9 protein-coding genes and 1 pseudogene are annotated in these 9,605 nt (G+C 73.0%); 5 read left to right on the top strand and 5 right to left on the bottom strand.

Annotation, left to right across the window (positions count from 1 at the left end):
* The 3 genes and pseudogenes from manB to J7E94_RS33815 all read right to left on the bottom strand — a co-directional run.
* Positions 1 to 309 (bottom strand): annotated as a pseudogene (gene manB / locus J7E94_RS33825) (phosphomannomutase/phosphoglucomutase); the annotation flags it as partial.
* A gap of 103 nt (positions 310 to 412) precedes the next feature.
* The gene (locus J7E94_RS33820) at positions 413 to 1,381 is read right to left on the bottom strand and encodes an NAD(P)-dependent oxidoreductase (RefSeq protein WP_215020647.1); all 969 of its coding nucleotides are present in this window, start codon (positions 1,379 to 1,381) and stop codon (positions 413 to 415) included.
* A complete protein-coding gene (locus J7E94_RS33815) occupies positions 1,378 to 2,052 on the bottom strand; it encodes a ScbR family autoregulator-binding transcription factor (protein ID WP_215020646.1) in 675 nt (224 codons plus the stop codon). Before J7E94_RS33815 ends, J7E94_RS33820 begins: the two co-directional genes overlap by 4 nt.
* 105 nt (positions 2,053 to 2,157) lie before the next feature.
* Here J7E94_RS33815 and J7E94_RS33810 point away from each other — a divergent pair, with 105 nt between their 5' ends.
* Complete coding sequence (locus J7E94_RS33810; protein ID WP_308345642.1) at positions 2,158 to 3,141, top strand: ScbA/BarX family gamma-butyrolactone biosynthesis protein; 984 nt, start codon at positions 2,158 to 2,160, stop codon at positions 3,139 to 3,141.
* Positions 3,142 to 3,202: 61 nt separating this feature from the next.
* Here the strand turns inward: J7E94_RS33810 and J7E94_RS33805 are convergent, their stop codons facing one another.
* Together J7E94_RS33805 and J7E94_RS33800 are read right to left on the bottom strand one after the other, a co-directional pair.
* Positions 3,203 to 3,724 carry a DinB family protein gene (locus tag J7E94_RS33805; RefSeq protein ID WP_215020648.1) on the bottom strand — a complete coding sequence of 174 codons (522 nt, stop codon included), beginning with the start codon at positions 3,722 to 3,724 and terminating at the stop codon, positions 3,203 to 3,205.
* Positions 3,725 to 3,917: 193 nt separating this feature from the next.
* The gene (locus tag J7E94_RS33800; protein WP_215020644.1) at positions 3,918 to 4,499 is read right to left on the bottom strand and encodes a TMEM165/GDT1 family protein; all 582 of its coding nucleotides are present in this window, start codon (positions 4,497 to 4,499) and stop codon (positions 3,918 to 3,920) included.
* A gap of 505 nt (positions 4,500 to 5,004) precedes the next feature.
* On the opposite strand from J7E94_RS33800, the gene J7E94_RS33795 reads away from it, so the two are divergent.
* The 4 genes from J7E94_RS33795 (at position 5,005) to J7E94_RS33780 (ending at position 9,405) form a co-directional block, all read left to right on the top strand.
* Complete coding sequence (locus J7E94_RS33795; RefSeq protein WP_215020643.1) at positions 5,005 to 5,658, top strand: HNH endonuclease family protein; 654 nt, start codon at positions 5,005 to 5,007, stop codon at positions 5,656 to 5,658.
* 108 nt (positions 5,659 to 5,766) lie between these two features.
* Complete coding sequence (locus tag J7E94_RS33790; RefSeq protein WP_215020642.1) at positions 5,767 to 7,431, top strand: alkaline phosphatase D family protein; 1,665 nt, start codon at positions 5,767 to 5,769, stop codon at positions 7,429 to 7,431.
* 455 nt (positions 7,432 to 7,886) lie between these two features.
* Positions 7,887 to 8,519 carry a DedA family protein gene (locus J7E94_RS33785; RefSeq protein ID WP_215020641.1) on the top strand — a complete coding sequence of 211 codons (633 nt, stop codon included), beginning with the start codon at positions 7,887 to 7,889 and terminating at the stop codon, positions 8,517 to 8,519.
* A 367-nt stretch (positions 8,520 to 8,886) separates the two neighbouring features.
* A complete protein-coding gene (locus J7E94_RS33780) occupies positions 8,887 to 9,405 on the top strand; it encodes a hypothetical protein (RefSeq protein WP_215020640.1) in 519 nt (172 codons plus the stop codon).
* Positions 9,406 to 9,605 lie beyond the last annotated feature (200 nt).

Below are 9,605 nucleotides of genomic sequence, written 5' to 3'. Positions count from 1 at the left end.
CTGCGCCGGATTGTGCGACGCCGTGAACATCGCACCCGGCAGACCCAGAGAACCCGACGCGTAATACAGCTGGTCCGTCGAACACAGCCCGATCAGCGTCACGTCCACGCCACGGGCCGCCGCACCCCGCGCGAACGCCGCCGACAGACCCGGGGACGACGGACGCATGTCATGGCCGACCACGATCGCCGCAGCACCCGTCACCCCCACGAATGCCGCACCGAACAGCTCCGCCAGCGACTCGTCCCACTCGTCCGGCACAACGCCACGCACGTCATACGCCTTGACGATGTTCGAAAGGTCGGGCATTTCAGCTCCTTCAGGGATGACCGGATGGATCCGGACGCTACCCCGCCGACCTTCCCGCAACGGCCAACCGGCTCCATCACGCCGAGGCTTTGGCACATCGCCGTCACCCGGGGACCGGGCCGCCCCGCTCCCTGTACCACGGGGCCGCCGCGCCCAGCCGGGCCAGCGGGCCGGGCCCCGGCTCGATCCCGGCGAGCTGCCACGCCGCGTCGGAGCGGTACCAGTGGTCCCGGGCCAGCAGCGTGAACTGGCGCTCGCTCACCCAGCCCGGCCGCGCGGCCAAGGCGTCCAGGCATCTGGGCCACGGCCAGTCCTCGGCCGGGCGCGCCGGCAGCACCCCGTGTTCGGCGAGGGCGTCCATGAGGTCCCCGTTGCGCACCGGATCGGGGTGGTGGGCGTGCAGGACGCCCGTCGCTCCGGCCGCCGGGGTGCCGTCCCCGAGCGCGAACGCCGTGATGAGCCGCGCGAGATCGCCGACGTCGACGAAGGAGGCCAGTCCTTCGCCTCCGCCCCACCCCGCCGGTACGCGCCGGAAGGCGTCGACGAGCGCCGGTACCACCCAGCGGTCGCCCCGCCCCAGCACCAGACCGGCGCGCAGGACGAGTCCTCCGGCGTCGAGGACCGGCGCCTCGCCCGCCAGCCGGCTGCGGCTGGCCGGCGATACCGGTGCGGGAGCCAGCTCGCCGACGTCCTGTCCGCGATGCGGCCCCGGACCGTAGACCGCGCAGGTCGACAGCTGGACGATGCGCCCCACGCCGGCCCGTCGCGCCTCGGCCACCACGGCCGCGGTGCCGGCGGAGTTGACCGCCTCGCACCGTCCCTCGTCCGGTCCGATGTAGGAGGCCAGGGACAGTACGGCGTCCGCGCCGTCGCACACCCCGCGCAGGGAGTCCGCGTCGGCCAGGTCGGCGTCCACCCAGCGCACGCCGTCCCCGACGGTGGCGCCGCCGGCGGGAGGCGTACGGGAGAGCGCGCGCACCGTGACGTCCGGCCCGGCCTCCGCCAGTCGGCGCAGTACCGCCGACCCCACGAAGCCGGTGGCGCCGGTGACGACCACCCGGCGCACGCTCACGCGGGCCGCTCCAGCTGCTGCTCCGGCTGGTCCGCCTGCGGATTCGTCGGAGGCAGCGTCAGGCGCATGTGCCTGCGGGTGTCTTCGGTGGCGACGGCGGGCAGCAGGTAGCGCCACAGCGAGGCGATCCGCTGCGGCAGGTCGGCCCGTCCGGTGGACGCCTGGGAGAAGAGCTGGGCCCCGGTGAAGGAGCTGACCAGCACCCACGCCAGCTCGTGGTCGTCGACGTCGGGCTGGAGCTCCCCCTTGGCGCGGGCGAAGCGCAGCTGCTGGCGGAACTCAAGCAGCCAGGCCTGGTAGGCGACGTCGTCGCGCAGCCCGAACTCCCCCTGCTCGACGGCCAGCCGGACACCGGCCCGGAGTACCGGATTGTGCTGCAGCTGCTCGGCGAGGTAGAGCGTGATGTCCACCAGGTGCTGCAGCCCGTCCTCCCCGGCCGGGAACTCCAAGCCCTCGCCCTGCCCGACCATCACGGCGTAGGCGAGCTCCTCCTTCGAGCCGAAGTGGAAGTACATCCCTCCCTGTGTGACGTCGGCGCGGTTCATGATCTTGCTGATGCTGGCCCCGCTGAAGCCGTACTCGTCGAAGACCTCGGCTGCCGCACGCAGGATGGCCGCTTTGGTCTGGACCGCCCGCTGCTGGGGTGCGCGCTGCCGCTTCCGCTCTGACATGGAGCCTCATTCCTCTCGACAAAAAAAACGAACATCCTCTATTTTAAGTCCTGTCGCCATTCAAGCACCACCAGTTCGCGTCCAACGTTTCAAGGGGGGCTCACCGTGACCGTGTTAGCCGAACATGCAACTTCGCCGATCTCCGCGCTCAGCAGTGCCTTGCCTCGTGAGTACGTGCACAAGAGCGCGCACTCCGAAGTACTCCTCACGGGGTGGCGCGCCATCGCCCCCGACGAGTACGTCATCACCGCCCAGTGGCCCCGGACCCACAGCTTCTACACTCCGGTCGAGGGCCGCCACGACCCCCTGCTCCTCGCCGAGTCCGTACGCCAGGCGATCCCGCTCCTGAGCCATGTCGCGTACGAAGTGCCCTTCGGCCACCGGCAGATATGGGACACCTTCAGCTACACGATCAATCCCGAGGCCATGGTCGTGGGCTCCTCACCCGCCGACATCGTGCTGCGCGTCAGCTGCTCCGACATCACGCGCCGGGGCCGGAGACTGGCCGGCCTCACCCTGCACGTCACGGCCACGCGCGACGGCGTCTTCCTGGGCCACGCCGAGGCCGCCTTCACCAATCAGCCACCCGCCATCTACCAGCGCCTGCGCGGGAGTTACGCGGACCTCGACCAGGTGACCGCCCGGATCCTCCCGCTGTCGCCGCCGATGACACCCCGCCGGGTGGGCCGCGACCGCTTCCACGACGTGGTCCTGTCCCCCACCAGCTTCACCCAGCGCACCCAGCTTCGGACCGACATCACCCACCCGATCCTCTTCGACCACCCCGTCGACCACGCCCCCGGCATGCTCCTCCTGGAGGCGGTCCGGCAAGCCGCGTACGGCGCCGCCTTCCCCCGGAAGGGCTTCCTGACCGCCATGGAGATGCGGTTCTTCCGCTACGCGGAAATGGACTCGCCCTGCTGGATCGAGACGACCCCGGCGCCCGAGGGGACGGGCACGACGGGCCACCTGCCGGTCAGCGTCGTCGCCCGGCAGAACGGCGAGGACGTCTTCACCGCCACGGCGACCGTCACCGCCACCGCGGCCGCGACGGCGGCCGACCGGCTGCGCAGCTGCACCGCGGCCTGACCGCGCGCACGGGGGCGCCGCAGCCAGACCCCCCTGCGGCCGCGGCGCCCTCGGGCGGAACCTACTGGCCGACCCGCCCGTCGATGCGCTCGCGCAGGAAGTCCGCGTGCCCGTTGTGGCGGGCGTACTCCTCGATCATGTGGACCAGGACCTCGCGGAGCTCCGTGGGCTCCTCCCCGCCGGCCCCGGTGGCGCCGAGGTCGGAGGTCCGCTCCACGAGCTGCTCCGCGAAGGCCACCTCCGCACGCCAGGTGGCCCAGGCGTCCGCCACCACCGCCGGCTCGCCCACCGCGCCGGTGAACTCCCCCGCGGGCTCCTGCGCCGAGCGGTAGTGCCTCCGTATGTCCTGGCCTGCCATGACGTGCCGGAACCAGTACTGCTCCACGCCCGCGAGGTGGCGTACGAGACCCAGCAGGGACAGGTCCGAGGGCTCCACCGAGCGCTTGGCCAGGTCCTGCGCGCCAAGGCCCGCACACTTGAGCTCCAGCGTCAGCCGCTGGTCGCGCAGGTAGCCGACGAGCATCGCCCGCTCGCCCCGGAAGCCGCCGTCGGTGCGGGTGTCCTCGTCGGGGTGGACGAACATGTTGGACCAGCCGAAGCGCCGGTCCGGCGCGGATGCGTCCTCTGCCTCGGGCCGGGCTCCGGACTCGGACTCGGGCTGGGTCTGGGACGCGCGCTGCGCGGAGGCGGTGGTTTCGGTCACGTGTACGAGGGTGGCCGAAGCCATCGACTCCCACAAGGGGATTCCGGGGGCCTCCGCTCCGCATCCGCGCAGGTCAGCCCGCGATCGCCTCATACAGCGAGAAAACGGCCAGCGCCGCCATCACCGCAGCCGCGACCTTGGTGATCAGCCGCAGCGGTACGTACTTCATCAGCGTGCGCCCGCCCAGGATGCCGATGCCCGCGACCGCCCACAGCGCGAGCACGGCGCCGAGGCCGACGGAGAGGGGGTTGTCGTAGCGCGCGGCGAGGTTGGCGGTCATGATCTGGGTCAGGTCGCCGAACTCCGCCACCAGGATCAGCATGAAGCCGGCCCCGGAGACCTTCCAGAAGGACTGGTCGGCGGGCGGCTTGACATCCTCCTCCCCGTCGTTCTTCTTCAGGAGCAGCATGGCCGCGCCCGCGAGGAAGAGGACGCCGACGACGGCCTGCACGAGCCGGTGCGGGAGCAGGGTCAGCACGCTGCCGGCGGCGATGGCGAGCGCGACGTGCACGGCGAAGGCGGCGGCGACGCCGGCGAAGACGTACGAGGCGCGGTAGCGGGTGCCGAGCATCAGGCCGGCGAGGGCCGTCTTGTCGGGGAGTTCGGCGAGGAAGACGACGCCGAAGGCGAGCGCCGTGACGCTGAAGCTGAACACGGGGTGAAACCTCAATCGGTCGGGCAGGACGCCATCGGACCGAGAGACCTGGGGAGTATCAGGGGTCGCTTCGGCTCGGCGGCGCCCCGGCTTGCGTGTGCGCGCGTGAACGCGCCTACACCTGAACAGGACACTGCGGCCGAAGGTCTCGCTGGCCGGCCGCTTCCGCGGCCTGCCTCCGGGCGCCGGCTGGGGTGACCCAGCAGTATGTCGACGGTCCGGCGAAGAGCTACTCCCCTTCTGCTCCGTCCAGGGTACGGGACGCCGACGGGCGCCCGGAATGGGCCTTTGGTCCCGCACACCATCCGGGAGGGCGACCGCACCCGCCCCCTTTGCGGCGGAACCTCAACTTCCCTTTGAACAAAGGGGCCTGTACGGCTTGATGTGACGTGCCCATGTCGCCACGCTGTCATCTGGCGCCCACCCCCGCGAAACCTGGCGCCGCCACCATGGCCGCGGCCCGCCGGGTCCGCACGGCCTTTCCCCCGCACCCAGGGAGTCCCTCATGGCACTCATATCCAGCGTCTACGCGCGTCGAATCGGCGGGCTCGCGTCAGCTGCGGCGCTCGCCGCCCTCACCTCCCTCGTCAGTGCCCCTGCCGCCCAGGCCTCCCCGCCCACCCCCATCAGCGCTGCGGCCGCCCGCTCCTACCTCGCGACGGTGACCCCGAAAGCGGAAGGCTCCACCACCGGCTACAGCCGCGACCTCTTCCCGCACTGGAGCACCGTCTCCGGCACCTGCAACACCCGCGAGACCGTCCTCAAGCGGGACGGCGTGAACGTCGTGCAGGACTCCGCCTGCGCCGCGGTGAGCGGCAGCTGGTACTCCGAGTACGACGGCGCCAGCTGGACCGCCGCCTCCGACCTCGACATCGACCACGTCGTCCCGCTCGCCGAGGCCTGGCGCTCGGGCGCGAACTCCTGGACCACCTCCAAGCGCCAGCAGTTCGCCAACGACCTCACCCGCCCGCAGCTCATCGCGGTCACCGACAACGTCAACCAGGCCAAGGGCGACCTCGACCCCGGCAAGTGGCTGCCGCCGCGGACCTCCTACCGCTGCACGTACGCGCGGATGTGGGTCCAGGTGAAGCAGTACTGGGCGCTGAGCATGGACTCGGGTGAGAAGACGGCCCTGGTCGACATCCTCAACGGCTGCTGACGGCAGGCCGTCGGCGGAACGTGTCGATCTCTCCCCCGCCAGGGGGAGGCGAGGCTCCCCCTGGCCGTCGTACCGTGACCGGAGGGGCTATGGAGGAGGGGGAGTTGCATGGCCGGATTGCGTCTGGGGCCACTGCTGCGCCATGTCGACTGGGACACGGGCGGTTCCGCGACCATCTGGGTCGAGGCGGACCGCCCGTGCACGGCCGAGGTGCGGTGCGGCGACGGGGCGGGCGGCAGCGAGCGGACCTTCCAGATAGCCGGTCACCACTACGCGCTGGTCCAGGTGACGGGCCTGACCCCGGGGTCGTCCACGGTGTACGAGGTGCTGCTCGACGGCGTGCGGGTGTGGCCGCTGCCCGACAGCGGCTTCCCGCCGAGCACGATCACCACCCCCGCCGTGGCGGGCCACGGCCGGCCCGGGCCCGGGCTGCGCGTCACCTTCGGCTCCTGCCGGCAGGCCGCGCCGCCCGCCACCGGCCGGCGTGGGCCGCACGGCGCGGACGCGCTCGACACCCTCGCGGCGCGGCTGGCCGCCGATCCCGAGGCGGTGCGCCCGGATCTCCTGCTGCTGCTCGGCGACCAGGTGTACGCCGACGCGCTGTCGCGGGAGACCCGGCGCTGGCTGGCGGCCCGGCGGAATCTGCGGGAGGCGCCCGGCGCCCAAGTCGCGGACTACGAGGAGTACACCCGTCTCTACTACGAGTCCTGGCTCGACCCGGAGATCCGCTGGCTGCTGTCGACCGTGCCGAGCCTGCACATGTTCGACGACCACGACATCATCGACGACTGGAACACGAGCGCGGCGTGGCTGGCGGAGATGCGGGCGACGCCGTGGTGGCAGGAGCGGGTGCTCAGCGGGCTGATGTCGTACTGGGTGTACCAGCACCTCGGGAACCTCTCCCCCGCCGAGCTGGCGGCCGACGGGCTCTACGGGGCGATACGGGAGACCCCGGACGGCACCGATCTGCTGCGCGCCTTCGCGTCCGCGGCCGATGCCGATCCGGGCACGGTGCGCTGGAGCTACCGGCGCGACTTCGGGCGCACCCGGCTGCTGATGGTGGACACCCGGGCGGCGCGGGTTCTGGCCGAGGACGGTCGGGCCATGCTCGACCCGGCGGAGCAGCAGTGGCTGCGCGACAACGCCCTGGCCGGACACGGCGGTTATGACCACCTGCTGATCGGGTCCTCCCTGCCGTGGCTCATGCCGCCGCTGATCCACGACGCGGAGACGTGGAACGCCGCGCTGTGCCGGGGTGAGCGGGGGCCGCGGTGGGCGCGGATCGGGGAGAACCTTCGGCGGCGCAGCGATCTGGAGCACTGGGCGGCTTTCCCGGCGTCGTTCGCGGCGCTGACGGATCTGATCGAGGAGGTGGGGACGGGGCCGCGGGCACCGGCGACGGTGTGCGTGCTGTCGGGGGACGTCCATCACGCGTATGTGGCCGAGCCCCGCATACCCAGCACGGCGCGCGTGTTCCAGCTGACGTGTTCACCGGTGCACAACTCCATCCACACCGCGGTGAAACTGGGCTTCCGCCTGGGCTGGTCCCGTATGGGCCGCTGGCTGGGCCGCGGTTTCACCCGGCACGGCCGCACGGGCCGCCCGCCCCTGAGCTGGCGCCGCACGGGCGGTCCGTGGTTCGGCAACCAGCTGATGACCCTGGCCCTGGCCGGCCGCTCGGCCCACCTCCGCCTCGACCAGGCCCGCAAGAAGGGCAGGACAGCCCATCTGCTCCCGATCCTGGACCGCGACCTCACGCCGCCCCCGACGTAACCCGTGCCGCGGGAGGGGCGGTTCGGGCGCGGCGCCCGGCGGTTCCGGCACGGGGCCGGGGAAGCTTCCGGCGCTGGGCCCGACGGATCCGGCACGAGGCGGGGCGAATCCGTCGCCCTGGTCCGGGCCAAATCAACACGGCACCAGTCTCATCCGGCGCGGGGCGGGGCAAATCCGGCGCCGGCTCGGGCAGATGCTTCGCAGGCGGTGGTTGGGGGCGGCCCCGTGCCGGCGCCCGCCCCCGGCGCCTGCCCGCTCCTGCGGCCATGCCGTCTCCCCGATGCGCGGCGCCGAGCATGCGACCTGACACTCCGGGGGATCCGGGGACCGCCCCGGGCATCCGGGGTGCGGGCGCCGGGCGTACGCTGTATGGCTGTCAAGCCGCTCCTGCCGCTCCCCCGCGACGTCGCGGCGCTTCATGCCGCAGCACGTGAACCGGACTGGGGAGTCCCGCCTTGTTTGAGACTCTGGGGTCGCTGACCGCGAGCCCATGGATCTACGCCGTGGTGGCGGTGTCCGTCGTGCTCGACGTCTTCCTCCCGGTGCTGCCGAGCGGGGTCCTGGTGATCACAGCCGCCGCGGCCGCCGCGGCCGCCGGGGCGGCGGGTCCTGTGCCGGTGCCGGTGCCGGAGCAGGTGCCGGACATCCTGGCCCTCCTCGTGATCGCCACGACCGCTTCGGTGCTGGGCGACATGGCCGCGTACCGGCTGGCCCGGCGCGGCGGCGCCCGGCTGGACCGGGCCATCGCCCGTTCCCGCCGGCTGACCCGGGCCCACGAACGCCTCGGCACGGCTCTGGCCCGCGGCGGCGGCGCCCTGGTGGTGATCGCCCGCTTCGCCCCGGCCGGCCGCTCGGTGGTCTCCCTGGGCGCGGGCAAGACCCACCGCAAGGTCGCGGAGTTCCTGCCCTGGTCGGTGCTGGCCGGCATGGCCTGGGCGGGCTACAGCGTGGCCCTCGGCTACTTCGGTACCCAATGGCTCGGCACCCAGTGGCTCGGCACGGCCCTCTCCCTCGTGGCCCTCTTCGCGGCGGGCGCCCTGGCAGCCTTCGTAGTCCGCCGCCCTCCGTCACCGGCCCCGGCGGCGTAACGCCCCAGGCAGGGGAAACGGCAGCCCGACCGGACACCCGCGCACCCGGCGCCGGGCCCGGCACCCGACCCGGCGGCAGCCGTGAAGGGCAGGCGGTTCGCGGCCGATCGGCAAGACGGTTCACGGCGTCGGCATGGCCGGGGCGGCCCCGGGCAGCGGGGAGCTTCAGGGGGCGAAGCCGGACCGTCCCCTCACCCGCCGGGAGGGATTCGGCTCGGCCGGGCGGAGCAGTGCCTCACCCGTTCACCCGGCCCCGATCGCCGCCCCCGGCCGGGGCTCCTAGCGTCCATGGCACGGTGCGCAACCGAATCCGCGTCACATCCGTGCCCTGGCCGCGCCGTTTCGAGGAGCCCGAGGAGTTCTCTCCATGCCCGCCAAGCAGCCCGCCAAGACCCTCGCCAAACCGCCCGCCGCCGTGCGCCGCCTGTTGGCCGTTGCCGCCGCCACCCTCGTCGTCGCGGCCGCCTCTCCCGCCACACTCGCCCACGCCCGCGCCTCCGCCACCGTGTCCCCCGGCATCGTCGCGCCCGGCGGCCGGGTCAGCCTCAACATCGAGGGATGCGGCACCAGGACCGCTCGCGCCAGCTCCAGCGCCTTCGGCGAGGTACGGCTCAGCCCCGGCAGTCCGGCGGCCACCAACCTTTTCGCCAACGCCACCGTCTTCGGCAACGCCAGCCCGGGCGCCCACCGCGTCACCTTCGAGTGCGGCGGCCCGGGCGGTGAGAGCGTCATCGTCTCGCTCCAGGTCTCCCCGGGCGCCGCGCGCGGCGGCACCGGCGGCAGCATCGACTCCATGAGCCCGGGCCAGATCGCCGTCGGCGGTGTCCTCGTCGCGGCCGCGCTCGGCGCCGGGGTGTGGGTGATCCGGCGCCGCAGGGCCGCCTGACCCCCCGCACCCCGCCATACCGCTCATCAGGACCGGGAGACGGCCCGCCCGAGCACCGGTTGCCGTTCTCGGAACAGTCGTCGACGGCGGCGATCAGGGGGCGCTGCCCCATGGCGGGCGCCTCGAGGGGCGGACGTTCTCGGGGACCTGCCGTGCGGGGGCGCGAGGGGGAAGGCCGAGGGGGGTGCCCCTATGTCTTT

Source organism: Streptomyces sp. ISL-94 (assembly GCF_018614075.1).
Classification (GTDB): Bacteria; Actinomycetota; Actinomycetes; order Streptomycetales; family Streptomycetaceae; genus Streptomyces.
Note: the sequence above shows the minus strand (reverse complement) of the source record. Positions and strands in the feature narration are given on the sequence as shown.